Here is a 25,502-nt window from a genome sequence, read left to right on the forward strand (position 1 = left end):
CCCGGGAATCTAGGGTCGGAGTGTGGCGCAACGGGAGAGGCGGCCGAGCCGCCAGGTTCGGAAGGTCCAGCGGGTGGCGGCGTACGCCGTCATCATCCGCGACCACAAGATCCTGCTCAGCCGCCTCGCCTCCCGGCTGTCCGCCAAGGAGCTGTGGACCCTCCCCGGCGGGGGAGTCGAACACGGTGAGGACCCCCGCGCCGCGGTCGTGCGCGAGGTGCACGAGGAGACCGGTCTGGACGTCGACATCGCCGAGACTGCCCGCGTCTACTCCTTCCACAACCGCAACGACTGGCGACACGGCCGCCGCGTCGACGCGCATGCGGTCCGGATCGTCTACGACGGCTGGGTGCCGGTCGACGCGCCCGAGCCACGCGTCGTCGAGGTGGACGGCTCGACCATGGACGCCGCCTGGATGCCGCTCGCCGAGGTGCTCAACGGCACGGTGCCCACGGTCTCGCTGGTCACCGAGGTGCTCGAGCAGCACGTCGCGTTCCAGCTCCAGCGGGTGGCGGCGTACGGACTGGTGATCCGAGGTCACCAGGTGCTCCTCGTGCGCAACTCGCCCCGAGGCCCCTACCCGGGCGGCTGGTCGCTGCCCGGTGGGGGGATCGACCACGGGGAGTCGCCGCGGGAGGCGCTCGCGCGGGAGATGTTCGAGGAGACCGGGCTCCGGTGCACCGTCGGCGACGTCCTGGAGGTCGCCGACTCGCACTTCGAGGGCACGGCGCCGTCCGGCCGTCGCGAAGACTTCCACACCGTCCAGATCATCTTCGAGGCGCAGGTGTCCGGCGACGACCCGCCCCGAGTCGTCGAGCAGGGCGGCACCACCGACGCCGCCGCCTGGGTCGACCTCGCAGACATCGACGGACCGGCCTTCCCCGTGCGCCCCAACGTCGGGGCGGCGCTCGCCGCCCGGGAGCGGAGGCTTCGCCGATGACCGAGACCGTCTTCACCTACGCCGCGCCGGCGCTGAAGTTCGGCACCGGCGCCAGCGCCGAGGTAGGGCACGACCTGCTGGCCATGGGTGCCCGGCGGGTGCTGCTCGTGACCGATGCCGGCGTTGCCGCCACCGGCCACCCGGAGCGGATCGCCACCCAGTGCCGGGCGAAAGGCCTGGAGGTCGTCGTCTTCGACGGCGCGCGGGTGGAGCCGACCGACGAGTCGATGGAGACCGCGATCGCCTTCGCCCACGACGCCCAGTCACAGGGAGCGCCTTTCGACGCGGTGCTCGCGGTCGGCGGGGGCTCGGCGATCGACACCGCCAAGGCGGTCAACCTCCTGCTCACCAACCCGGGCGAGCTGATGGACTACATCAACGCCCCGGTCGGCATGGCCCGGGCACCCGAGCGTCCCTTGCTGCCTCTGGTGGCGGTGCCGACGACGACCGGCACCGGCAGCGAGAGCACCACGATCTGCGTCCTCGACGTGCTGTCGCTGCACGTGAAGACCGGGATCAGTCACGCCGCGCTCCGCCCGAAGCTGGCGGTCGTCGACCCGACGCTCACGATCACGCAACCGGCGATGGTGACCGCCGCGGCCGGGATGGACATCCTGTGCCACGCGCTGGAGAGCTACACCGCGCGCTGGTACGCCGACTTCGACGCCAAGCAGCCCGAACAGCGGGTGCCCTACTGCGGCGCCAACCCGATCGCCGACCTGTGGTCGGAGAAGGCCCTCACGCTTCTCGCCGGCGCGTTCCGCAAGGCCGTGCAGGACGGTTCCGACATCGACGCGCGCGAGCAGATGGCGATGGCCGCGACGTTCGCCGGGCTCGGCTTCGGCAACGCCGGCGTGCACATCCCGCACGCCAACGCCTACCCGATCGCCGGCCGGGTGCGGTCTTACGTCCCCCCGGGCTACCCAGCGGGGGCGCCGATCGTGCCGCACGGCATGGCGGTCTCCCTGACTGCTCCGGAGGCGTTCCGGTTCACCTACGAGGCCGACCCGGGCCGCCACCTGCGGGCCGCCCGGCTGCTCGACCCGGGCGTGGGCGGGGACGGTCCCGACGTGCTGCCCGGCGTGCTCCGCGCGCTCATGCAGGACGTCGGCATCCCCAACGGGCTGGCCGAGGTCGGGTACGGCGAGGCGGACGTGCCGGACCTGGTCGCCGGCGCGGTCCAGCAGCAACGGCTGTTGGCCACCTCACCCAGGACGCCCACGGAGGAGGACCTCGCCGGGATCATCGCCGCGTCGATGGAACACTGGTGAGGTGACAACGACCCCGGATCTGGTGGCGGAGCTGCGCCGCCGAGGGGTTGCCGACGTGGACGACTCGACCCTCGCCCGGGCGCTCTACTCCAGCGACGCGTCCCTCTACCGGGTCGTGCCGCAGGTCGTCGTCCGGCCGCGCGAGACCGACGAGATCCTCGCCGTCCTCGACGTGTCGCGCGCGCTCGGTGTGCCGGTCACGATGCGGGGGGCCGGCACCTCGATCGCCGGCAACGCGGTCGGCCCGGGCATCGTCGTCGACACGGTCAGGCACCTCGGCAACGTGCTGTCGATCGATCCCGAGGCCCGGACCGCGGTCGTCCAGCCCGGCACCGTCCACGCCGACCTGCAGCGCGCCGCGGCGCCGTACGGGCTCCGCTTCGGGCCCGACCCGTCGACCCACCCGCGCTGCACGATCGGCGGGATGATCGGCAACAACGCCTGCGGGTCCCGGGCGCTGGGCTACGGGCGGACGTCGGACAACGTCGAGGGACTGAAGGTCGCGTTCGGCACCGGCGAGGTCTGGGAGGGCGGGGCCAGCCCCGCCACCGACCGGCTGGCGGCGATGGGCGACCACCACCTCGGGCACATCCGCACCGAGTTCGGCAGGTTCACCCGCCAGGTCAGCGGCTACTCCCTCGAGCACCTGCTGCCGGAGCGCCGTCGCATCGACCGGTTCCTGGTCGGGTCGGAGGGCACCCTCGGCGTCGTCCTGGAAGCGACGGTGCGGCTCGTGGCGGAGGAGTCCGGGCGCCTGCTCGTGGTCCTGGGCTACCCGTCGATGGCCGAGGCCGCCGATGCGGTGCCGGCGCTGCTGTCGGTCGCCGGCGGCCGGATGATCGCCTGCGAGGGCCTCGACGCCCGGATCGTCGACCTGGTCAGGGCCCAGGGATCGGGTGGGGGCGCGGCGGTGCCGCAGCTGCCGCGCGGCGCCGGCTGGCTGTTCGTCGAGGTCGCGGGTGACGACGCCGGGTCCGTGGCGGACCAGGTGGTGGCGGCCTCCGCCGCGCTCGGCCACCGCCGGGTCCCCGACCTCGCCGAGCAGGCGGCCCTGTGGCGGATCCGCGAGGACGGCGCCGGCCTCGCCGCGCGCAGCCTGCACAGACCCGCCTACTCCGGCTGGGAGGACGCCGCCGTCCCACCCGAGCGGCTCGGTGCCTGGCTGCGCGACTTCGACGACCTGCTGCGCGCGCACGACCTGGACGGCGTGCCCTACGGGCACTTCGGCGACGGCTGCGTGCACGTGCGCATCGACTTCCCGTTCGTGCCCGGTGACGAGCGCGGCAGGCGTGTCTTCCGCGACTTCCTGAAGGCGAGTGCCCACAAGCTCCGCGAGCACCGCGGGTCGCTGTCGGGAGAGCACGGTGACGGCCGGGCACGCTCGGAGCTGCTGCCCCTGATGTACGACCAGGAGTCACTCATGCTCTTCGCCGCCGCCAAGGCGGTGTGCGACCCCGACAACCTGCTCAACCCGGGCGTCCTGGTCGACCCCGAGCCCCTGGACGCCTCCCTCCGCGCACTGCGTCCGCGCACCGTCGTGCGCAGCGCGCTCAACCTGGTCCACGACGGCGGCTCGCTCGGCGACGCCGTGCATCGCTGCACCGGGGTCGGCAAGTGCGTGGCCCCGACGACCAGCGGCGTGATGTGCCCGTCCTACCTCGCCACCCGCGACGAGAAGGACTCCACTCGGGGACGCTCCCGGGTGCTCCAGGAGGCGCTCGACGGGACGCTGGTCAAGGGGCTCGCGGACCCGGCCGTCGGGGAGGCGCTCGACCTGTGCCTGGCCTGCAAGGGGTGTGCGTCCGACTGCCCGACGGGCGTGGACATGGCGACCTACAAGGCCGAGGCGCTGCACCAGAAGCACGACGTCGAGGGCGTACGCCGCCCGCGCAGCCACTACCTGCTCGGCCGGCTGCCGCGCTGGGCCGACCGTGCCGCCCCCTTCGCTCCCCTGGCCAACCGGATGCTGCGGCTCGGTCCGCTCGCCCGGCTGGCCCGGGCCACGGCGGGCATCGACCAGCGGCGGTCCATCCCGGCGTTCGCCCCGACCACCCTGCGGGAGTCGGTCCCGGCGGGCGGGGACGTCCCGGACGTGTGGATCTGGGCCGACTCGTTCAGCGACCACTTCTTCCCCGGCAACGGTCACGCCGCGATCCGCTACCTCGAGTCGGTGGGTCTCACCGCCAGGGTGATCCCCGAGGACGCCTGCTGCGGCCTCACTTGGATCACGACCGGCCAGCTCGACAAGGCCCGCGCCATCATGGAACGCACCATGCGGACGCTGCGGCCCTACGTCGAGTCCGACGTGCCAGTGGTCGCGCTCGAACCGTCCTGCCTGGCGACCCTCCGCAGCGACGCGGTCGAGCTGACCGGCGAAGCACCCGACGTCCTCAGCCTGGCCGAGCTCGTCACCCGCAGGGAACTGCCGCTCCCGGACCTCACCGGCATGGAGATCGTCGCCCAGCCGCACTGCCACCACCACGCGGTGATCGGCTGGGCCACCGACCAGGCGCTGCTCGAGAAGGCCGGCGCCACGGTCACCAGGGTGGCCGGCTGTTGCGGCCTGGCCGGCAACTTCGGCATGGAGAAGGGCCACTACGAGGTGTCCGTGGCCGTCGCCGAGACCCATCTCCTCCCGGCGGTGCGCGGCAACCCCGACGCGGTCGTGCTGGCCGACGGCATGTCCTGCCGGGTGCAGCTCGACGACCTCGCGGGCGTGCAGGCGCTGCACCTTGCGGAGCTGCTGGCGCCGCCTCCCTGACCTCCGGGCGGGCATCCCCCAAACGGGTTAGTCCGGATGGCTCATCGACGAGGGGCACGTCTGGGCTACAGAGACCGAGTCGCTTTTCGGGCACAGTCGTGAGTTGACGACCCACTGCTCGGGCAGGCACCCGTCGGGGGGAACGACATGGTCAACTGGATCCGCACAGCCCTTGGGACGACGCTGGGCGTGCTGCTCGTCATCCTGCTCGGCGCGACGAGCTCGGCCTCGGGTTCCGGCGCCGCTGACGACGACGCGGTGTTGCAGGGAACCTGGACCATCGTCTACGAGACCCAGGAGGTCGTGCCCACCATCGGTGACGCCAGCGGCACGGTGACCTACCGCTTCGGGGAGGGGTGCTCGACCGCAGCCGGGTGCATGGTGTCGGTGCACAAGGACGAGGGTGAGCCCGGTGAGCTCGAGCTGTCCCCGGGCGGGCAGGGACTGGTCTTCACCGAGGAGGAGGCGCTCGACTGCTTCGACACCGTGACCGGTGAGCTGACCACCGAGCACGGAGCGGACTACGCCGCTACCGGCCGGCTCGCGCTGACCAAGACCAGCGTTCGCGACGGGGTCACCTACGTGTCCGCGATGGCCGGCACCTACGTGCAGACGATCACGCTCACGGCCGCCGGGCATGCCGCGAACTGCACGATCGGCGACCAGGACGTGGACCAGCTCACCCAGCGCTCGACCATCACCGGTACGCCGGTCGCGCTGCCGCCGATCGAGCCCACGACCTCGTCGGACCCCGTGTCGGTGGACCCGACGACCGCCGGCGTGAGTGGGACGCTGCCGGAGTTCCTTCTCCCGCACAGCGACACCGCCGAGGAGAGCGCCGCGGCGGTCGACGCCGGGCGCCGTTCCTCGGTCCCCGGCGCGCTCACCACACCCGCGGACGCCCTGGACAGTCTGGGGAACCGGCTGCCGCAGGCCGCGCTGCTGGCCGCCGTGCTCGGCCTGCTCATCGTGTTCCCGGCTGCGATCTTCAACAGCACCTACGAGGAGAACCGCGACCGCATCGACCGCGCGTTGCGGCGCCCTCGACGTCCCGTCCCGGCCGCGCCGCAGAGCCGGCCCCGTCGGCTCGGGGTCTTCCTGCTCTGCACGGTGGTCGGCGCCCTCCTGGGTGGCCTGCTCGACGAGGACCTCGGGGCGAACACGCCGTCCTACGCGCTGCTGACCGGGATCTTCGTCGCCCTGCTGGTGGCGGTGGCGGTGGTGGCCCTGACGGGCTGGTTGTTCCGCACCGTGCGGCACCAGCCGCACGAGTGGTTCCTGCGGGCGGTCCCGGGTGCGCTCGTCGTCGCGGTGCTGTGCGTGGTGGTCTCTCGGCTGACCCACTTCGAGCCCGGCTACCTCTTCGGCATCCTGGGCGGGGCGGTCTTCGCGGCGTCGCTGGAACGGCGCACCGCCGGACGGGCCGAGTTCGCCACCCTGGTCGCGGTCCTGCTCGTGTCGCTCGGCGCGTGGGTCGCCTTCGGACAGGTCGTGGACCGGGCCAACGCCGACGACGCGTCGTTCGGGATCCTGGCCCTCGACGCCCTGCTCGCCTGCCTGTTCATCGGCGGCATCGAGGGGCTTCTCTTCTCGCTTGTGCCGCTGCGGTTCCTCCCGGGTCACCGGGTGCGGCAGTGGGGCCTGATCCCGTGGCTCGCCCTGACCGCGGTGGTCGCCTTCGTGTTCGTCCACGTCCTCCTCATCCCGGAGGCCGGCTACCTCGGCCGCTCCACGTCGGCGACCGCGACCCTCACTGTCGTGCTGTTCGGCGCGTTCGGCCTCGCCTCCTTGGTGTTCTGGGCCTGGTTCCGGTTCCGTCCGGACCCGGCTCAGCAGCAGGCGCCGACGACGGCGGTCCCGGCATGACCGCCCGGACGCCGCGCCCGGCGCACCTCCTCGGGCTGGTCCTGGGGGTCGGGCTGCTCGCCGGCTGCGGTGACGAGCCCGGACTGGACGCGGTCGCCGTCGCCGACTACCTGGAGCAGAGCCAGGAGACGGCGTTAGGTGAGCTCGGTATCGACGGGGCCCGCTGCCCCGACCGGGCGTTGCGGGAGGGGATGACCCTGCCGTGCACGCTCCACGTCGCCGACGCCGAGGTGCCCTACCGGGTGCGCCTTCGAGATGTGCACGCCGAGAAGGTCCGGGTCGAGGTCACGCTCGACGCCGTGGTGTTGTTGCAGGACCGGATCCAGCCGTTCGTCGTATCCACGCTCTCTGACGACTTCTCCTCCGCGCAGGTCGACTGCGGGCACCAGGTCATAGTCGTCCAGGTGGGCGACACCGTCGAGTGCACCGTCGCCGCGGGCGCACAGACCGAGCCGGTCGTCTTGAGCGTCGAGGACGAGGAGGGGCACGTCTCGATCGGCTAGGTTCCGCGCCTACCCTGGGCCGGTGAGCCCCCGGCAGCGTCGCCTCGTGGTCCCGGTCGCCCTGGCCGGGCTCCTGGTCCTCGTCGTGCTCGCAGCGGTGCTGAGGTGAGCGAGCCGCTGCTGCGGGCGCTCGCCAGGATGCGCAGCCACCTCCTCGACCCCGACGCCCTGGTCCGGGCGGTGGCCTCCGGGAAACAGAAGGGCACGACGCCCGCGTGGCGGCGCGCCGAGCTCCGCTACGTCGACCTCAAGGCCGGTCGGCACCTCCAGGTCACGACGTACGACGCCACGCAGGCGCACACCAGCAACTATGCGGCGGGCGACGCAGCCCGGGACGCGGTGGACGCCTTGCTCGACGTGCCGTTCGCCAACTGGCACGTCGACACCACCACGCAGAGCCACCAGCTGCGGGTCACCAAGCCGAACCAGGCCGTCGTGCACAGCAAGGACCGCGAGGAGGCGCTCGAGGCCGAGCGCGGCCACGACCGGGACAAGGAGCGGCTGCTGCCCTCCGACGACCCGCTGTTCCGGGCGCTCGGACTGGCCGACGCCGAGGGCCGGATCAAGCCGAGCCGGCAGGCCAAGCTGCGCCAGGTCGAGGAGTTCCTCCGGCTCCTCGACTCCGCCATCACCGCGGCGCTCGAGAAGGGCCACCTGCGTCGTCCCACCGCCGACGACCCGTTGCGGGTCGTCGACCTCGGCTGCGGCAACGCCTACCTCACCTTCACCGCCCAGCGGTTCCTCAGCGACGTGCGCGGGCTGCCGGTGCGGCTGACCGGCGTCGACGTCAAGGAGCAGTCCCGCGAGCACAACTCTGCGGTGGCCACGGAGCTCGGGATCGACGCTGAGTTCGTGGTCGGCTCGATCGCCGGCGCCGAGCTCGACGAGCGGCCCGAGGTCGTGCTGGCGCTGCACGCCTGCGACACCGCGACCGACGAGGCACTCGCCCGGGCCGTGGAGTGGGAGGCACCGCTCGTGCTCGCGGCGCCGTGCTGTCACCACGACGTGGCGGCCCAACTTCGCAAGGCCCCCACTCCGGCTCCCTACGCGATGGTGACCCGGCACGGCATCCTCCGCGAGCGGCTGGCCGACACGCTCACCGACGCCCTCCGCGCGTCGCTGCTGCGGCAGCAGGGCTACAAGGTCGACGTGGTGCAGTTCGTCGAGAGCCGGCACACCCCTCGCAACACGATGCTGCGCGCCACCCGGACCAGCGGTCCGGTCGCCGGTGGCGGAGTGCGCAAGGAGTACGACGAGCTCGTTGCCTCGTGGGGGATCACGCCACGACTCGCCGTGCTGCTCGGCATGGAGCCCGCGGGTGCGTGAGCTCCTCGTCGCGCTGCTGATCCCGGCGGCGTTCGTGGGTGCCGACGGCGGTGCCGCCGTCGAGCTGACCTTCCGGGACCCGGAGATCGTCGAGTCCAGCGGGTTGGCGCTGGTCGGCGACCTGCTCGTCACGACCAACGACTCCGGGGACGAGGGCCGGGTGTTCGCGGTGGACGCGGAGGGCCGGACCGTCGGGACGTCGCGGTGGTCGTCGGACCCCGACGACGTGGAGGCACTGGCCCCTGGCGTGGGCAGCTCGGTGTGGGTGGGTGACATCGGCGACAACACCGGCAACCGTGCCTCGATCCACGTCGCCTCCGTCCCGGTCGGCCGAGGGGAGATCGACGCCGACGGTCCGGCCTACGACCTCGTCTATCCAGATGGTGCCCGCGACGCGGAGTCGCTGCTGGTCCACCCGGTCACCGGGCGCCTCTACGTCGCCACCAAGGAGGTCTTCGGCGGCGTCCTCTACGCGGCACCGAAGGACCTGGACCCGGCCCGGCCCAACCGGCTGACCGAGGTCGGGCCGGTCGTCTCGATCGCGACCGACGCGGCGTTCTTCCCAGACGGACGACACCTCGTGGTGCGCAGCTACGAGAACGCCAGGATCTACGGCTTCCCGTCCCTGGAACCGATCGCCGATCTCGACCTGCCGGACCAGGAGCAGGGCGAGGGGGTGGCGGTCACCCCCGAGGGCGACCTGCTGGTCAGCACCGAGGGCCAGCACACCGACGTGCTCCGGGTGCCGCTGCCCGCCGAGGTCCGGGAAGCCATGGCGCCCCCGGAGACCGCGCCGCCCAGTCCGGCCTCGACCGGCCCGCCCGCCACCGAGTCCCGGGAGGACCGCGAGCTGCCCGAGAGCACGGAGACGGCGCGCAGCCCGTGGCCGTGGTTCCTCGGCGGCGTCTTCGGGCTCGGCATCATCGTCGTGTTGATGCGGTCGCTCCGCCGGCGCTGACAGCAGTCTCCGGGAGCCGAGTGGTTACCCCAGTGCCCCCAACGGGCCGCGGCTTGCGCTCCGCGCGCCCAGAGCACGCACCTCGCGGCGTTGCCGTCGCTCGCGAGACAACGTGGGTATGGCTTCGCTCCGGCGCCTTGCGATGCACGTACTCTGAGCACGCGGAGCATGAAGCCACGCCCCGTTGGGGACACTGTCGCCATGCCGCGCCTGCGCCGTACCTCTCCCGACCAGCCCGGCTGGACCCGGCGCCGCGCGGGCAAGGGGTTCGTCTACCTGGACCAGCACGGCGACCGTCTCGCGGAGGAGGACGCTCAGCGGGCCCGTGACCTGGTGATCCCGCCGGCCTGGCAGGACGTGTGGATCACCCCCTACCCCAACGGCCACCTCCAGGCGGTCGGCACCGACGACGCCGGCCGGCGGCAATATCTCTACCACCCGCAGTGGCGCGAGCGGCGTGACGCCGAGAAGTTCGACCGGATGCTGCTGTTCGGCAAGGCCCTAGCCAAGGCCCGCGAGCGGGTGCTCGTCGACCTCGGCCTGGAGGGGATGCCCCTGGAGCGGGCCTGCGCGGCGGCGGTGCGGCTGCTCGACCTCGGCTACTTCCGGATCGGCAACGACGTCTACGCCGACGAGAACGGCAGCTTCGGGCTCACCACCCTCGAGCGGCGGCACGTGCGCCGCCAGCAGGACACCCTGATCTTCGCCTTCGTCGGGAAGTCCGGCGTCGAGCACGAGATCACCATCGACGACGCGGTGGTCATCGAGGCGATCGAGATCATGCGCCGCCGGCGCAGTCGGGACGACCCGAGCCTGCTCGCCTACAAGTTCGGCCGTGGCTGGCGGTCCGTGCTGCCCGAGCTGGTCAACGACTACGTCAGGGAGTCGACCGGACTGGAGTCGACGGCCAAGGACTTCCGCACCTGGCACGCGACCGTGCTCGCCGCCGCGGCGCTCGCCGAGACCCCCGAGGCAGGGGAGACCAAGGCGTCGCGCAAGCGCGCCGTCGTGGGCGCCATGAAGGAGGTGGCCTCCTTCCTCGGCAACACCCCGACCCTCGCCCGGTCGTCGTACGTCGACCCGCGGGTGATCGACGCCTACGAGCGGGGCAGGTCCATCGAGAAGGCGACCCGGCGGAACTACGAGACCACCGACGAGCGGCAGGCCGCACTCGAGCGCGCGACGCTCAAGCTGCTGAGGGAGTTCGAATGAGGATCACCGTCGTCCAGGGCGACATCACCCAGCAGGACGTCGACGCCGTGGTCAACGCCGCCAACCGGGCGATGCGGGGTGGTGCCGGTGTGGACGGCGCGATCCACCGGGCCGGCGGACCCGCGGTGCTCGAGGACTGCCGACGGCGGTTCCCGCGTGGCCTCGCGACCGGCGACGCCGGCTGGACGACGGCGGGCGAGATGGCCGCGCGCTGGGTCATCCACGTGGTGGGCCCCAACCGCAACGCCGGCGAGACCGACCGCTCGCTGCTCACCTCCTGCTATGCGCGGGCCCTCGAGGTCGCCGACGAGCTCGGAGCGCGTACGGTCGCGTTCCCGCTGGTCAGCGCCGGGGTCTACGGCTGGCCGAAGGACGACGCGATCGCCGCACCGCTCGAGGTGTTCCGTACCGCCGCGACCCAGGTCGAGGAGGCGCGGATCGTGGCGTTCGACCGCGCGACCTACGACCTGGTCAGCCGTGCCGTCTCTCGAGAGTGAGGCGGTCGATGACGGTGCCGGCCGTGTCCAGGGACACGAGCTTCAGCCGGGCCACACCGGCCTCGTCCCGAGGGACCGCGTCGAGGAACGCGATGCTGTGCGTCTCGTCGGTGAGCGCTGACCAGTCGGTCGCCTCGGGCACCCTGGCGCCGCCCTCGACGGTCACGTAGGAGACCGGCAGGCCGCCGGTCGGGTAGACGGCCTGGCCCGCGCCGCCTGCGGTGAGGTACGTCGTTCCGCGGCTGCTGTCGACGGTGCCGCCGGTGGGCGACTCGAGGACCGGCCGGCCGCCGCGCAGCAGGTGGGTGCGTTCGTAGCAGTGGTTGTGGCCGTTGACGACCAGGTCGACGGAGAACGTGTCGAAGATCGGCTCCCACCGTGACCGGTTGCCCCCGTCGGACCCGTGCACCAGGTTGGTGCAGTACATGCAGTTGTGGAAGCCGACGACGATGAAGTCGACGTCCGGGTCGGCCCGCAAGGCGGTGAGCCGGCGGGTCAGCCAGCGGTCCTGGGCCGACCCGAGGTAGTCGAGGTTGCGGGCGATCTCGTAGGACGCGTCGTTGCCGTCGAGCGCGACGAACCCGACGTTGCCGTAGACGAAGGAGTAGGTGACCGGCGCGCCCCGCACACCGTTGCCGGGCAGCTCGAAGCGGTCGAGGTAGCCGGCGTAGCCCAGCTCTCCGTTGCCGGCTTCCATCTCGTGGTTGCCGACAGTGGTCATCCAGGGATGGCGGGAGGCGCTGGGCTCGATCTGGCGCAGCCACCGGTCCCAGACCGCGAAGTCCTGGGTCTCCGGACCGCCGGCCCCGCTGCCGCCGCTGGAATCCGCGTAGCAGAGGTCGCCCACGACGAAGGAGAAGTCCGGGCGCATGCGGCGGATCAGGGCCACGTGGGCCGCGGCGGCGGCGTTGACACCCATGTCACCGAAGGCCGCGAAGCGGAAAGGCTTGCTCAGGCGGGGAGCGGTGCGGAAGGTGCCGGTGACCGGGGTGCCACCGCCGTGCGTCAGCCGGTAGTAGTAGCGGGTCCCTGGTCGCAGCCCGCGCAGGTCGACGTGGTGGTAGACAGAATTCACGTCCTTCGATGGACGGCTGTCGGCGAGCACCTTCAGGCCGTAGGACCGGTCGAGGCCGAGCTCGAGCCGCGGGCGGCGAACCGAGGCAGGGGTCGACCACGAGACCGCCATCCGGTGTCGTGGGTCCGAGCCGAAGGCGAGGTGGACTCCCGCGGGCCGTGTCGCCGACGCTGCGGGCGGCACCCACAGCAGCGGGCTCGCGACGGTGGCAGCCGCGCCGGCGCCCAGCACAGCGCGGCGGGAGAGCGGCCAGTCGTCGGTCAGAGCCGCTCCACGACCCAGTCGATGCAGGCGGTGAGCGCCTCGACGTCGGAGGGGTCGATGGCGGGGTACATCGCGATCCGGAGCTGGTTGCGGCCGAGCTTGCGGTAGGGCTCGGTGTCGACGATGCCGTTGGCGCGAAGGACCTTGGCGATCCGGGCGGCGTCGATGTCGTCCTGGAAGTCGATGGTGCCGATGACCAGTGAGCGGTGCGCCGGGTCGCTGACGTAGGGGAACGCGTACGGCGACGCCTCAGCCCACCCGTAGAGCGTCTCCGAGGACTGCGTCGTGCGCTCGACCATGCCCTTGAGACCGCCCTGGCTGTTCATCCAGTCGAGCTGCTCGGCCATCAGGAACAGCGTCGCGACAGCGGGGGTGTTGTAGGTCTGGTTGAGCCGCGAGTTGTCGATCGCGGTCTTGAGGTTGAAGAACGCCGGGATGTGCCGACCGGACGCCGCGATCCGCTCGGCCCGCTCGATGGCGGTCGGCGAGAACGTCGCGACGAACAGGCCGCCGTCGGAGGCGAAGGACTTCTGGGGCGCGAAGTAGTAGACGTCGGTCTCGGTCAGGTCGACCGGCAGGCCGCCCGCGCCGGAGGTGGCGTCGATGAGCACCAGCGACCCGGGGTCGGAGCCCTCGGGCCGGACGACGGGTGCCATCACCGCGGTCGAGGTCTCGTTGTGCGCCCAGGCGTAGGTGTCCACTCCGGCCTCGGCCACCGGCTCCGGGCGCGAGCCGGGCTCGCTCTTGATGACGCTCGGGTCGTCGAGCCACGGAGCCGCGCTCACCGCGGTCGCGAACTTGGAGGAGAACTCACCGAACGACAGGTGCTGGCTCTTGCGCTCGATCAGCCCGAACGTCGCCACGTCCCAGAACGCCGTCGCGCCGCCGTTGCCGAGGACGACCTCGTAGCCGTCGGGCAGCGGGAAGAGCTCGGCCAGCCCGTCCCGCACCCGGCCCACCACGTTGCGCACGGGGGCCTGCCGGTGCGAGGTGCCCATCAGGCTGGACCCGGTCGCGGCGAGGGCGTCGAGGTGGCCGGGCTGGATCTTGGAGGGACCTGCGCCGAACCGTCCGTCGACGGGCTTGAGGTCGGCGGGGATCGTCAGGTCGGTCATGGCACTAGTGTCTCAGCCTGCCCACCCCGTCCCGACGAGGAGTCCAGTGCCCGAGCCCTACCCGGACCCGATGCCGGCACTGCGCATCGAGCGGGTCCCCTACGGTCATCCGGACGCGCAGCTCCTGGTGGAGGAGGTCCAGGCGGAGTACGTCCGCCGCTACGGCGGCCGCGACGAGACCCCGATCGACCCCACCGCGTTCGACCCACCGGAGGGCGCGTTCTTCGTCGGCTACCTCGTCATGGGCGAGGGCGCCGACCTGCCCGTCGCGACCGGCGCCTGGCGGCTGCGCTCCGACGTGGAGGCGCTTGGCTCGCGGCGTACGGCCGAGGGGAAGCGGATGTACGTCGTCGCGTCGGCGCGCCGGGCCGGTCACGCGCGCACCATGCTGGCCCACATGGAGCGCACGGCCGCCGAGGCCGGCGCCGAGGTGATGATCCTCGAGACGGGCACACCTCAGCCCGAGGGGATCGCCCTCTACGAGTCGTCCGGCTATGTGCGCGTCCCGGGCTTCGGCCACTACGCCTGGTCCGATGACAACCGGTGCTTCGCGCGGCGCCTCGACGACCTCTAGATTGCCGCCATGGGCATCTTCGGCGGGAGCGCGCAGGACCAGGTGGACTTCGACGGCCTCAAGGACCGGGTGACCAAGCTCGAGGCCGCGGTCGCGGCACTCCAGCTGCAGCTTGCCCAGGTCTCCTCGACCGCCGCCCCGGCAGGAGCGGTGGCCGCGACACCGGTCGCCGGGACCGAGTGGATGTCCGAGGTCCGGCGGCTCAAGGAGTCCGGCAACGTGATCACGGCGATCAAGCTCTACCGCGAGCACACCGGCCTGGGCCTCAAAGAGGCCAAGGACGCCGTCGAGGCGCTCTACTGAGCGACCGGCTGACCGTCCCGCTGACGTGCTGCTCCCGCTCAAGGTCGCCCAGGGCGTGCGCGACGGCTCGGTGACCCTGGCCTTCCGGCGCTGGCGGAAGCAGGACGTCGAGCCGGGCCGGCGCTTCACCACCGCGGCCGGGATGGTGCGGGTCGACGAGGTCACCGTCGTCGACCCGGCGGCGATCACCGACAAGGAAGCGCGGCTGGCGGGCTGGCCGGACGCGGACCGGCTGCGCAGGCGGCTCGACCCGGACGACTCGCTGCCGACCTACCGAGTCCGGCTCTCCTGGGACGGCGAGGACCCGCGGATCGCGCTCCGGGAGGACGCCGACCTGACCGAGGCTGACGTGGCGGCGATCGACACCCGGCTCGAGCGGCTCGACCGCGCGAGCAGCGAAGGGCCCTGGACGATGGCCACCCTCGACCTGATCCGCGCCCACCCGCAGCGCCGGGCGCCGGACCTGGCCGAGATGGTGGGCCGAGAGACCGCGCCGTTCAAGCTCGACGTCCGCAAGCTCAAGGCCCTGGGGCTCACCCGCAGCTTCGCCGTGGGCTACGAGGTCTCGCCGCGCGGGCTGGCCTACCTGAGCAAGACGACGCGCCGCCCCTGACTCGTCCGTTCGGGTGGTCTTCGCCGAACCCGCGGACAGACCCGCCCGGCCCTGCTTACCGTCGATCGGTGTCCAAGCTCCTGACCGCCCTTGCGCTGCTCGTCGCGCTCGCGCTGGCGCCCCCGGCGTACGCCGACGAAGAGCCGCCGCCCAGTGACGGGAGCGGCGAGGAGACCGCGCAGATCGAGGACTACGCGTCCTACGAGCCGCAGACGACCTGCCACCCCAAGCCGCGGGCCGGCACCAAGGTGCTCGCGGCCTGGCTGAAGAGCGAGCTCGGCGGGGGTGGCGGCGCCACCGGCCGCGCCTGCGGCGGCGGCGCGTCCGAGCACAAGGACGGCCGCGCCATCGACTGGACGCTGGACGCGACGAAGAAGACCGATCGCAAGATCGCCAAGGCCTTCCTCGAGCTGGTCTTCGCTGCCGACGAGGAGGGCAACACCCACGCCCTGGCCCGGCGGATGGGGATCATGTACATCATCTGGAACGACCACATGTACGCCGCGTGGGACCAGTTCGAGCGAGAGGACTACCTCTCCTCGAGCTGCAAGTCGAAGAGGAAGTGCTCCAAGACGCTCCGCCACCGCGACCACGTGCACATCTCGCTGTCGATGGCCGGCGCCAAGGGCAAGACGAGCTGGTACGACGGACGGATGTAGTCGCGATCAGACCAGCGTAGGAACGGGGATCAGCCGTTCCACTCCGACTGCCAGCCGTCGACCTCGTCGGCCTTGCGGGCCGGCGGGCCGGCGTAGATCGCCGACGGGCGGATCAGGCGTCCGGTCTGCTTCTGCTCCAGGATGTGCGCGGACCAGCCGCCGGTGCGCGCGCAGGTGAACATCGAGGTGAACATGTTGGCCGGCACGTCGGCGAAGTCGAGGACGATCGCGGCCCAGAACTCGACGTTGGTCTCCAGGACGCGGTCGGGGCGACGGGCGCGGAGCTCGGCGAGCGCTGCCTGCTCCAGGGCCTCGGCCACCTCGTAGCGCGGGGCGTCGAGCTCGCGCGCCGTGCGGCGGAGCACCCGGGCCCGGGGGTCCTCGGCGCGGTAGACACGGTGGCCGAAGCCCATCAGCCGTTCGCCGGAGTCCAGGGACTTCTTGACGTAGGCGTCGGCGTCGCCGGACTCCTCGACGGCTTCGATCATGCTGAGCACCCGGGCGGGGGCGCCGCCGTGGAGCGGACCGCTCATCGCGCCGATGGCGCCGGAGAACGCCGCGGCGACGTCGGCGCCGGTCGAGGTGATGACCCGGGCGGTGAACGTCGAGGCGTTCATCCCGTGCTCGGCGGCGGAGGACCAGTAGGCGTCGATCGCCTGCACGTGCTTGGGGTCGGCCTCGCCGCGCCAGCGGATCAGGAACTTCTCGGCGAGCGTGCGCCCCTTGTCGACCTCTCGCTGCGGGACGACCGGGGTGCCGAGGCCGCGCGCCGCCTGGGCGGCGTAGGACAGCACCATCACCGCGACCCGCGACAGGTCGAGGCGGGCCTGCTCGTCGCTGATGTCGTAGGTCTGGCCCATGCCCAGCATCGGCGCGAGCATCGCCACGGACGCCTGGACGTCGGCGCGGACGTCGCCGGTGTGGATGGCGATGTTGTAGGGCTCGGCCGGGGGGAGGCCGGGAGTGTAGGCGCCGTCGACCAGCAGCCCCCAGACGTTCTCGAAGGGGACGCGACCGACGATGTCCTCGATGTCGACGCCGCGGTAGCGCAGCGCCGAACCCTCCTTGTCGGGCTCGGCGATCTGGGTCTCGAACGCGACGACCCCTTCGAGCCCGTGGTGTACCTCTGGTCCAGCGCTGCCGTCAGCCATGCGGGCATTCTGCCCCACGCCCATCGGGCGCTAGGACGCCCGGCATGATCGGTCCATGACCGACCCGCTCGACGCGCTCGACACGGTGGCAGTGGCCCGCGCCGACTACACCCGAGGTGGCCTGACCGAGGCGGACCTGCTCGACGACCCGGTCGCGATGTTCCGGCGCTGGTACGAGCAGGCGTACGCGGCCGGGCTCCATGAGCCCAACGCGATGGTCGTGGCGACCGCCGACGCCACCGGCCGTCCCTCGGCGCGACTGGTGCTCCTCAAGGGTGTCTCCGACGACGGCTTCGTGTTCTACACCAACAAGCTCTCGCGCAAAGGCGTCGAGCTGCAGGCGAACCCGCAGTGCGCCCTGCTGTTCCCCTGGCACGGCCTCGAGCGTCAGGTCCGCGTCGACGGGGTGGCCGACCTGCTGCCGCAGGCGGACGTCGACGCCTACTTCGCGGTCCGCCCGCGCCAGTCGCAGGTCGGGGCATGGGCCTCGCGCCAGTCGCGACCCATCGCGAGCCGCGACGAGCTGGACCGGGAGTACGCCGCGTTCGCGGCCCGGTTCGACGGAGCCGTGGTCCCGACGCCCGAGGACTGGGGTGGCTACCTCGTCAGGCCTGAGGCAGTGGAGTTCTGGCAGGGCCGGCCCGGCCGGATGCACGACCGGCTGGTCTACCGGCGCGCCGACGGCGGCTGGCGCACCACCCGGCTGGCTCCGTAGATAGCCCGCTCGGGCCATGCCCAGGGCCGATCCGCAGACCTAGGCTGATCGGTCGTGACCAAGAGCCTGTTCCGCGGCAACCCGCGTCTCCTCATCGCGGCTGCGCCCTGGGTGGTCGTCGTGCTGGCGTTCAAGCTCGTCGTCGAGCTGACCGACGCGCACCTCTTCCAGCTCAGCCCCTTGCTGGCTGGCGCCATCGGCGCCGAGGTGTTCATCCTCGGCTTCCTGCTCAACGGCACCGCCTCCGACTTCAAGGAGGCCGAGAAGCTGCCCGGCGAGGTGGCCTCCAGCCTGGAGACGATCGCCGACGAGTGCCTGATCACGCACGAGGAGTTCCAGCTCCCCGAGGCCCGGACGGCCCTGCGTCAGCTCATCGAGATCAGCCGCTCGGTCCGGCAGTGGCTGATCCACGACCGCGGGCTGGACGACGTGCTCACCGACATCCGTGCGCTCAACGGCCCCTACCGCGTGTTCGCGCCGGTGATCCAGGCGGGGTTCACCACCCGGCTCAAGACCGAGCAGGCGGCGGTCCGCAAGCTCGTCCTGCGGATGGACACGATGCGCCGCACGTCGTACGTCGCCGCCGGCTATCTCATCGCCGAGGTGACGGCGGTGCTGCTGATGTTCGTCCTGGTCGTCACCGAGCTCGGCGAGAAGGGCCACGAGTTCACCGAGGTGATCACCCAGCTGGTGCTGGTGGGGCTCATCTCCTACCTGCTCATCTACCTGGTCAGCCTGATCCGTGACCTGGACAACCCGTTCGAGTACAAGGACGGCAAGCCCGGCGCCGCGGACGTGAGCCTCGAGGTGCTGGAACGCAACGAGGACCGCCTCCGGGCGCTGCTCGCCGCGATCGAGTCAGCCACACCCGCACCTGCCCCCGCGACGACCGCGCCTGCTCCGGCTGCCGTCGACGCGGCAACCCTCGAGGAGGCGGCGGAACCGCAGGTCTGAGCAACACGTCCGACCGCGGCCACCCCACAGACGTCAGGGTGGTCCGTGAGGACCGGTACATGGGGGGCCCGGGGAGGGGCCCGGACATCACGGACCACTCTGGCTTGCCAGTTGAACGTCTCACCGCATCGACGGCCGGCCGGTCTGAGCAACCTCTACCGGAATGCCCGAACCGCCTCGTAGTCGCAGCCATGACAGCGGCATGAGCGGACGTTCAGCGATGATGGACCGGTGCTGCTCGAAAACGTGGCCAACCGCCTTGGCATCTACTTCGTTGTAGCCAGTCTCGCTGGTCTTCTGGCCTGGTCGCAGTACCCGATAACATCCGCATGCCCCCTCGGCGACGACCGAGAGACTTTCCTTGCCTGCCTCGACCGCGCGCTGCTGGTGGAACGGTTGTGGGTGCTAATGCCTGTGGCGGTCACGGTGGCCGTGGTCGTCTTTGCTGAGAGGTATGCACGGCGAAGGCGACGCGTCCACCAAGACAGTTGAATACCTGTTCGTAGCCGCTCATCGGCTTGCCATGACAGCGGCATGATCGGCCGCGCAGACCTCGTGAGCGAGCGTAAGTGCGTGTGCTCAGGTCGAAACCGTTGTGCGCCACTTACGGTGCGGATGGCTGGCCAACCTGGAGGTGACATGACTGAGGAGACCCTGTCGGTCCGTGCCGGCCTGCTCGTTCTCGGACTGGCCTTCGGAGCCGTTCTTGAAGTCATCATCATTGCCCTGACAGACCTCGCTGGGCTCGGCTGGACTGCCATCTTCGTGGTCATCGGCGTCATTGTCTGCTTCAGCGTCGCATTGCTGGCTACCCGGCTGAGGAACGCTTTCGGTATGGGCTTGGTCCTTGGGACCGTGGCACCCCTTGTCCTCGGACTCGTCTGGGTCTCATTGCTCGCCGACTCGCTCGGCGGCGGCTGAAGGGCGCATCCGCTCACCGGCATGTCAGGACGACTCTCGACGCCCGCGCGAACGAGTTGAGGGGACGGGTCGGGGCGCGCTCGAGATCTCGGGATGACCTGTTCGTAGAGATGGTCAGTCGAGCTGCCGGGTTCCGTCACGTACTCGGAGGTAGAGCAGTCCGTGGGGGTCTTGCCATAGGTAGGTGGTGGGGTCGAGTTTCCAGTAGCGCCAGGCGGCGTGGGTCTTGAGGCGGTGGTGATGTCGGCAGAGGGGGGCGAGGTTGCAGTTGGGGCAGGTGGCGCCGCCGCTGTCGAAGGGTTTGATGTGGTCGCAGTCGCAGTGGCGGGCGGGGCGGGTGCAGTGGGGGTGGGCGCAGGTTTTGGTGGCCAGCTCGAGGATGTCGCGGTCCAGCCCGGCGGGGAGGTAGGTCTTGCGGGCGTGAGGGCTGTGGTGGTCGCAGTCGGTCTGGGCGGGGCAGGTGGTGCAGCCGCCGGCTCGGCCGCCGCAGTGTCGGATGGTGCGCACGGTCAGGGCGATGTCGTGGCGGCCGACCCAGTCGCGGATGACTTGGTCGAGGTGGGCGCGTTGGTCGGCGTCGGTGAGGACCGGGTCGAGGTGCAGCAGGTGGGGTTCGGTCAGGTGCAGGGAGGCGACCAGCTCGCGGACCCGGGTGGGTTTGGCGTCGAGGTCGCCCTGGAGCAGGGCTTGGGCCCGGGCCGGGTCGGCGAGGATCCCCAGGGCGATCGAGCGGCGGACGTCGAGCGACTCGTGCTGGTGGGCGGGCAGGTGCTTGAGGGCCTCGGCGAGGGCGGACAGGGTCTCGTCGAGGTTGAAGAGGTCGACGCAATCGGCGCTCGCCTCGAGGTCGGCGATGCCGTTGTGGTTGATCGACCGGGGGTCGATGGTGACGTGACGCCTGTCGAGGGCCTCGAGCTGGTCGAGCTCGCGTTCCTCGGCGTGCAGCCGCAGCATCGCCTCGTCGAGCAGCCGCTCCAGGACGACGGGTCCGACGGCGCCGTCGGTGGCGATCCGTTCGACCAGGGCGCGGTCGACGTAGGCGCACACGTCGTCGTGCTGGCCCAGCAGGGCCTGGGCGACCTTGCGGGCCCGCCACACCGGCAGCTGGCCCGCCTTGACCGCTTCCCAGACCCCGGGCGCCCGGTGGACCAGGACCAGCCCGTCGCGGATCAGGGCCTTGCCGGCCGTGGTGGTCATCGCGTTGGCGGCGGCGAACGCGGCGGGGGCGTCCCAGCGCAGCGCCGGCAGGCCGTGCCACTCCAGGTCCTCGGGGTCGGTCCCCTCGTAGGAGCCCGGGTCCAGCCACGACGGCAGGCTCGCCGGTCGCCAGGGCTCCTGACCGGGCAACGCGGGGTTGGCGTGGGCGTAGTCGACCGCCAGCACGATGATCCGCACCTCAGCTGAGTCGGCGCGGCGACGCTCGGCGGACACCTGCGTGAGCAGGTCCCGCACCAGGGGCGCGGAGCCCGAGGGAGCGTCGGCCAGGCGAGTCATCGTGATCCGATACTAACCGAACATACGTACGAATACAAGCACAATTGCCGGCCTGTTGAAAATGGAGTTGTGAGTGAGTGCTCACTCACTTACTCTCGCTCGTGTGAACGAGGCCGTACGTCGCGAGCGGGCCCGGCCGCTGGCTCCGGGGGACCGCAGGGAAGCGATCATCACCGCCACCCGCCCCCTCCTCTATGAGCACGGCCGGGACACGACCACCAAGCTGATCGCCGAGGCGGCCGGGATCGCCGAGGGCACGATCTTCCGCAGCTTCTCGACCAAGGACGAGCTGTTCGACGCGGTCCTCGAGCGCGAGTTCGACCCCGAGCCGTTCCTCGCCAGGGTCGCGGAGATCGACCCGGACCTGCCGCTTCGAGACCGGCTGGTCACCTACGTCCGGCTCCTCCAGCGGCGGTTCCTCGGCATCTTCCGGCTGATGGCGGCGATGGGGATGCCCAAGCCCCCGGCCAAGTTCCAGGACGAGCAGGTACGCCGTCGGCTTCACGACCACGGGCTGGTGACCGTCATCGCGGCCGACGCGGAGCGCCTCACCCTCCCGGTCGAGCGGGTGGCCGAGCTCGTGCGGGGGCTGACCTTCGCCGCGAGCCACCCCCATCTCACCGAGCAGCAACCGCTCACGCCCGAGGAGATCGTCGACGTGCTCCTGCGCGGGGTGCTGGGGCCGGCGAAGGAGGACGACTGATGCTGCTCCGGATCCTGCGCACCCACCTCGCCCCCTACCGTGCCTGGCTGGCGGTCCTCGTGGTGCTGCAGTTCACCTCGACGGTGGCGATGCTCTACCTGCCGAGCATCAACGCCGACATCATCGACAACGGCATCGCGGTGGGAGACAACGACTACATCCTGCGGATGGGCGCGCTGATGCTCGGCGTCTCGCTGCTGCAGGGGCTGTGCTCGGTGGTCGCCGTCGCCTTCGCCGCGCGTACGGCCATGTCCTTCGGGCGCGACCTGCGCGGCGCGCTGTTCCACCGGGTCGGCGCCTTCTCGGGCCGGGAGGTGGCGCAGTTCGGCGCCCCGTCCTTGATCACCCGGACGACAAACGACGTGCAGCAGGTGCAGATGCTCGCCCTGCTCACCTGCTCGCTCGCCGTCCAGGTGCCGATCATGATGGTCGGCGGCATCGTCATGGCGATGCGCGAGGACCTCGGGCTGTCGTGGCTGCTGGCGGTCGTGGTGCCGGCGCTCTTCTTGTCGGTCGGCGTCGTGGTGTCCCGGATGGTGCCGAGCTTCCGCGAGGTCCAGACGCGCATCGACGACGTCAACCGGATCCTGCGCGAGCAGATCAGCGGCATCCGGGTCGTCCGCGCGTTCGTCCGCGAGCCCCGGGAGACCCGCCGGTTCGCCGAGGCCAACGACGGCCTGACCGCGGTGTCGGTCCGGGCCGGCCGGTGGATGGCCACGATGTTCCCGTTGGTGATGCTGGTGATCAACCTCAGCAGCGTCGCCGTGATCTGGTTCGGCGGACACCGGGTCGACCAGGGTCAGATGCAGGTCGGGGCGCTCACGGCGTTCCTGAGCTATCTCATGCAGATCCTGATGAGCGTGATGATGGGGACGTTCATGCTGATGCAGATCCCCCGCTCCGCGGTCTGCGCGGACCGGATCGCGGAGGTGCTCGACACCCAGCCAAGCGTCGTCCCACCGGCGCACGGGACGACCGGCGTCGAGCTGCGCGGCCGGCTCGACCTCGAGGACGTCTCGTTCACCTACCCGGGAGCCGAGCAGCCGGTGCTCTGCGACGTCGGCTTCAGCGCCCGGCCCGGCGAGACGGTCGCGATCATCGGCTCGACCGGTGCCGGGAAGTCGACCCTGGTCAACCTGGTGCCGCGGCTGTTCGACGCCACCTCCGGGACCGTGCGCGTCGACGGGGTCGACGTCCGCGACCTCGATCCCGAGGCGCTGTGGTCGCGGATCGGCCTGGTCCCCCAGCAGGCCTTCCTGTTCACCGGGACCGTGCGCAGCAACCTGCTGCACGGCAAGCCCGACGCGACCGAGGCCGAGCTGTGGCACGCGCTGGAGGTGGCCCAGGCCCGCGACTTCGTCGAGCGGATGCCCGAGGGCCTGGACGCTCCGGTCGTCCAGGGTGGGACCAACCTCAGCGGTGGACAGCGGCAGCGCCTCGCGATCGCCCGGGCGCTCGTACGTCGTCCAGAGATCTACCTGTTCGACGACGCGTTCTCCGCCCTCGACCTGGCCACCGACGCCCGGCTCCGTGCGGCGCTGAAGCCCGAGACCCGGGAGTCGACGCTCGTCGTGGTGGCCCAACGGGTCAGCACGATCCGAGACGCCGACCTGATCCTCGTGCTCGAGGACGGTCGGGTCGTGGGCCGCGGCACGCACGCCGAGCTGCTGGCCGACAACGCGACGTACCAGGAGATCGTCACGTCCCAGCTCACGGCCGAGGAGGCAGCATGACCGCCACTGCGTCCCCGCCGGCCGGTGCTCCCAAGGGCGGCGCCGCGATGAAGCAGACCGAGCGCATCGAGGCGCCCATGGCCGGACCGGGCCGCGGGCCGATGGGCGGCGGCATGGTCGGCCAGAAGGCGGCGACGTTCAAGGCCTCGGCCAAGCGGCTGGCGCGCCGGATGGCTCCCGAGCGCGGCCGCGCCGTCGCCGTCGTGCTCCTCGCGGTCGGCAGCGCCTTCCTGCTCGCCTACGGCCCGCGCCTCCTCGGCCACGCGACCGACCTCGTCTTCGACGCGTTCCTCGCCGACCGGCCCGTCGACTTCGACGCGGTGCGCACGACGCTGCTGCAGGTCGTCGGGGTCTACGCCGGCGGCTCCGTCCTGGCGTGGGGGCAGGGCTACGTGCTCAACGACGTCGTGCAGGGCACCGTGCGCCGGATGCGGTCCGACGTCGAGGACAAGGTCAACGCACTGCCGCTGGAGTACTTCGACAAGCAGCCCCGCGGCGAGCTGATGAGCCGGGTCACCAACGACATCGACAACATCAGCCAGACCCTCCAGCAGACGATGAGCCAGCTGCTGACGTCGCTGCTGACCGTGGTCGCGGTCCTGTCGATGATGTTCTGGATCTCACCGCTGCTGGCGCTGATCGCCCTGGTCTCGGTCCCGATCTCCATGCTCGTCACCTCCCGGATCATGAAGCGCTCCCAGGGCGAGTTCATCGCCCAGTGGCGGCGGACGGGCCGGCTCAACGCGCACATCGAGGAGTCGTTCTCCGGCCACGCGCTCGTCAACGTCTTCGGCCGGCGGGCCGACGTCGAGCGGGAGTTCGCCGAGCAGAACGAGGCGCTCTACGAGGCGTCGTTCAAGGCCCAGTTCGTGAGCGGGCTGATCATGCCGGTGATGTTCTTCGTCGGGAACCTCAACTACGTCGTCGTCGCCGTGGTCGGCGGACTCCGGGTGACCAGCGGGACGCTGACCCTCGGCGAGGTGCAGGCGTTCATCCAGTACTCACGGACGTTCATGCAGCCGCTGACCCAGGTCGCGTCGATGGTCAACCTGCTGCAGTCCGGCGTCGCCTCGGCGGAGCGGGTCTTCGAGCTGCTCGATGCCGACGAGCAGGTCCCGGACAGCACCCCGGTCGTGCCGCCGTCGGGGCGCGGCGAGGTCAGGTTCGAGCACGTGTCGTTCAGCTATGACCCGGCGGAGCCGCTGATCGAGGACCTGTCCCTGGTCGCCAGCCCGGGCCAGACGGTCGCCATCGTCGGCCCGACGGGTGCCGGCAAGACGACTCTGGTCAACCTGGTCATGCGGTTCTACGAGCTGGACGGCGGCCGGATCACCCTGGACGGCACCGACATCACCCAGATGCCGCGCTCGGCCCTGCGCGGCCGGATCGGCATGGTGCTCCAGGACACCTGGCTGTTCCGGGGCACGATCCGCGACAACATCCTCTACGGCCGGCCCGAGGCGACCGAGGTCGAGCTGCTCGAGGCCGCGCGGGCGACGTTCGTCGACCGGTTCGTCCACTCGCTGCCCGACGGCTACGACACCGTGGTGGACGAGGACGGCGGCAACCTGTCGGCCGGTGAACGCCAGCTCATCACCATCGCGCGCGCGTTCCTGGCCGAGCCGGAGCTGCTCATCCTCGACGAGGCCACCTCGTCGGTGGACACCCGCACCGAGCTGCTGCTCCAGCACGCGATGGCGGCGCTGCGCAGCGACCGGACCTCCTTCGTCATCGCCCACCGGCTCTCGACCATCCGCGACGCCGACGTCATCTTGATGATGGAGGACGGCCGGATCGTCGAGCAGGGCGACCACGACTCGCTGCTGGCGAGCGGAGGCGCCTACGCGCGGCTCTACCGGTCGCAGTTCGCCGCGGCCGTCGCCTGACCAGCCGG

The 25,502-nt window shown here is 71.3% G+C and carries 24 protein-coding genes; 20 read left to right on the top strand and 4 right to left on the bottom strand.

All coding sequences use genetic code 11. The features are described 5' to 3' along the window. The first annotated feature begins 22 nt into the window (after positions 1–22). The 9 genes from ACYVC6_RS09690 to ACYVC6_RS09730 all read left to right on the top strand — a co-directional run bounded on the left by ACYVC6_RS09690 (position 23) and on the right by ACYVC6_RS09730 (position 11,334). Positions 23–940 carry an NUDIX domain-containing protein gene (locus tag ACYVC6_RS09690; protein WP_460713423.1) on the top strand — a complete coding sequence of 306 codons (918 nt, stop codon included), beginning with the start codon at positions 23–25 and terminating at the stop codon, positions 938–940. Continuing rightward, a complete protein-coding gene (locus ACYVC6_RS09695; protein WP_460713425.1) occupies positions 937–2,211 on the top strand; it encodes a hydroxyacid-oxoacid transhydrogenase in 1,275 nt (424 codons plus the stop codon). Before ACYVC6_RS09690 ends, ACYVC6_RS09695 begins: the two co-directional genes overlap by 4 nt. 1 nt (position 2,212) lies before the next feature. Continuing rightward, entirely contained in the window at positions 2,213–4,972 is a 2,760-nt protein-coding gene (locus ACYVC6_RS09700) for an FAD-binding and (Fe-S)-binding domain-containing protein (protein ID WP_460713427.1), read from the top strand. 147 nt (positions 4,973–5,119) lie between these two features. Continuing rightward, the gene (locus ACYVC6_RS09705) at positions 5,120–6,838 is read left to right on the top strand and encodes an FGLLP motif-containing membrane protein (protein WP_460713429.1); all 1,719 of its coding nucleotides are present in this window, start codon (positions 5,120–5,122) and stop codon (positions 6,836–6,838) included. Next, positions 6,835–7,341, top strand: a complete 507-nt coding sequence (locus ACYVC6_RS09710; protein ID WP_460713431.1) for a hypothetical protein — start codon at positions 6,835–6,837, stop codon at positions 7,339–7,341. The genes ACYVC6_RS09705 and ACYVC6_RS09710 overlap by 4 nt, the downstream gene beginning before the upstream one ends. Before the next feature lie 105 nt (positions 7,342–7,446). Beyond that, positions 7,447–8,667 (top strand): class I SAM-dependent methyltransferase, encoded by a 1,221-nt coding sequence (locus ACYVC6_RS09715; protein ID WP_460713433.1) that lies wholly within the window; start codon positions 7,447–7,449, stop codon positions 8,665–8,667. Beyond that, positions 8,660–9,625 (top strand): hypothetical protein, encoded by a 966-nt coding sequence (locus ACYVC6_RS09720; RefSeq protein WP_460713435.1) that lies wholly within the window; start codon positions 8,660–8,662, stop codon positions 9,623–9,625. Before ACYVC6_RS09715 ends, ACYVC6_RS09720 begins: the two co-directional genes overlap by 8 nt. Before the next feature lie 201 nt (positions 9,626–9,826). Continuing rightward, on the top strand, positions 9,827–10,837 hold the full coding sequence (locus ACYVC6_RS09725; protein ID WP_460713437.1) for a DNA topoisomerase IB: 1,011 nt from the start codon (positions 9,827–9,829) through the stop codon (positions 10,835–10,837). After that, positions 10,834–11,334 (top strand): O-acetyl-ADP-ribose deacetylase, encoded by a 501-nt coding sequence (locus tag ACYVC6_RS09730; protein WP_460713439.1) that lies wholly within the window; start codon positions 10,834–10,836, stop codon positions 11,332–11,334. The genes ACYVC6_RS09725 and ACYVC6_RS09730 overlap by 4 nt, the downstream gene beginning before the upstream one ends. On the opposite strand, the gene ACYVC6_RS09735 is transcribed toward ACYVC6_RS09730, so the two are convergent. Then, positions 11,309–12,640: a purple acid phosphatase family protein gene (locus ACYVC6_RS09735; RefSeq protein WP_460713441.1), complete on the bottom strand. Its 1,332-nt coding sequence runs from the start codon at positions 12,638–12,640 to the stop codon at positions 11,309–11,311. The two genes, ACYVC6_RS09730 and ACYVC6_RS09735, sit on opposite strands and share 26 nt — an antisense overlap. A gap of 29 nt (positions 12,641–12,669) precedes the next feature. Then, entirely contained in the window at positions 12,670–13,788 is a 1,119-nt protein-coding gene (serC, locus tag ACYVC6_RS09740) for a phosphoserine transaminase (protein ID WP_460713443.1), read from the bottom strand. Between the two features lie 46 nt (positions 13,789–13,834). Between serC and ACYVC6_RS09745 the strand changes: the two genes are divergently transcribed. The 4 genes from ACYVC6_RS09745 (at position 13,835) to ACYVC6_RS09760 (ending at position 15,937) form a co-directional block, all read left to right on the top strand. Further along, entirely contained in the window at positions 13,835–14,362 is a 528-nt protein-coding gene (locus ACYVC6_RS09745) for a GNAT family N-acetyltransferase (RefSeq protein WP_460713445.1), read from the top strand. Between the two features lie 9 nt (positions 14,363–14,371). Continuing rightward, positions 14,372–14,665, top strand: coding sequence for a ribosomal protein L7/L12 (locus ACYVC6_RS09750; RefSeq protein WP_460713447.1), 294 nt, complete (start codon positions 14,372–14,374; stop codon positions 14,663–14,665). A gap of 25 nt (positions 14,666–14,690) precedes the next feature. Then, positions 14,691–15,278: a hypothetical protein gene (locus ACYVC6_RS09755; RefSeq protein WP_460713449.1), complete on the top strand. Its 588-nt coding sequence runs from the start codon at positions 14,691–14,693 to the stop codon at positions 15,276–15,278. A gap of 68 nt (positions 15,279–15,346) precedes the next feature. Further along, positions 15,347–15,937 carry a hypothetical protein gene (locus ACYVC6_RS09760; RefSeq protein ID WP_460713451.1) on the top strand — a complete coding sequence of 197 codons (591 nt, stop codon included), beginning with the start codon at positions 15,347–15,349 and terminating at the stop codon, positions 15,935–15,937. Positions 15,938–15,966: 29 nt separating this feature from the next. Here ACYVC6_RS09760 and ACYVC6_RS09765 read toward each other — a convergent pair whose 3' ends face one another. Further along, positions 15,967–17,088 carry a citrate synthase 2 gene (locus tag ACYVC6_RS09765; protein ID WP_460713453.1) on the bottom strand — a complete coding sequence of 374 codons (1,122 nt, stop codon included), beginning with the start codon at positions 17,086–17,088 and terminating at the stop codon, positions 15,967–15,969. A 55-nt stretch (positions 17,089–17,143) separates the two neighbouring features. Here ACYVC6_RS09765 and pdxH point away from each other — a divergent pair, with 55 nt between their 5' ends. From pdxH to ACYVC6_RS09785, 4 genes are all read left to right on the top strand, one after another. Continuing rightward, on the top strand, positions 17,144–17,803 hold the full coding sequence (gene pdxH / locus ACYVC6_RS09770; protein ID WP_460713455.1) for a pyridoxamine 5'-phosphate oxidase: 660 nt from the start codon (positions 17,144–17,146) through the stop codon (positions 17,801–17,803). Positions 17,804–17,857: 54 nt separating this feature from the next. After that, on the top strand, positions 17,858–18,757 hold the full coding sequence (locus tag ACYVC6_RS09775; protein ID WP_460713457.1) for a hypothetical protein: 900 nt from the start codon (positions 17,858–17,860) through the stop codon (positions 18,755–18,757). Between the two features lie 231 nt (positions 18,758–18,988). Next, positions 18,989–19,249, top strand: a complete 261-nt coding sequence (locus tag ACYVC6_RS09780) for a hypothetical protein (RefSeq protein ID WP_460713458.1) — start codon at positions 18,989–18,991, stop codon at positions 19,247–19,249. Between the two features lie 147 nt (positions 19,250–19,396). Next, the gene (locus ACYVC6_RS09785; protein WP_460713460.1) at positions 19,397–19,678 is read left to right on the top strand and encodes a hypothetical protein; all 282 of its coding nucleotides are present in this window, start codon (positions 19,397–19,399) and stop codon (positions 19,676–19,678) included. A gap of 114 nt (positions 19,679–19,792) precedes the next feature. Here the strand turns inward: ACYVC6_RS09785 and ACYVC6_RS09790 are convergent, their stop codons facing one another. Then, on the bottom strand, positions 19,793–21,172 hold the full coding sequence (locus ACYVC6_RS09790; RefSeq protein ID WP_460713462.1) for an HNH endonuclease signature motif containing protein: 1,380 nt from the start codon (positions 21,170–21,172) through the stop codon (positions 19,793–19,795). Positions 21,173–21,275: 103 nt separating this feature from the next. Here ACYVC6_RS09790 and ACYVC6_RS09795 point away from each other — a divergent pair, with 103 nt between their 5' ends. From ACYVC6_RS09795 to ACYVC6_RS09805, 3 genes are read left to right on the top strand one after another with little or no spacing between them, the layout of a single operon-like run. Next, a complete protein-coding gene (locus tag ACYVC6_RS09795; protein WP_460713464.1) occupies positions 21,276–21,875 on the top strand; it encodes a TetR/AcrR family transcriptional regulator in 600 nt (199 codons plus the stop codon). Next, on the top strand, positions 21,875–23,608 hold the full coding sequence (locus tag ACYVC6_RS09800) for an ABC transporter ATP-binding protein (RefSeq protein WP_460713466.1): 1,734 nt from the start codon (positions 21,875–21,877) through the stop codon (positions 23,606–23,608). The genes ACYVC6_RS09795 and ACYVC6_RS09800 overlap by 1 nt, the downstream gene beginning before the upstream one ends. Further along, positions 23,605–25,494 (top strand): ABC transporter ATP-binding protein, encoded by a 1,890-nt coding sequence (locus ACYVC6_RS09805; protein WP_460713468.1) that lies wholly within the window; start codon positions 23,605–23,607, stop codon positions 25,492–25,494. The genes ACYVC6_RS09800 and ACYVC6_RS09805 overlap by 4 nt, the downstream gene beginning before the upstream one ends. The last annotated feature ends 8 nt before the right edge of the window (positions 25,495–25,502 follow it).

This window comes from Nocardioides dilutus (assembly GCF_054779555.1).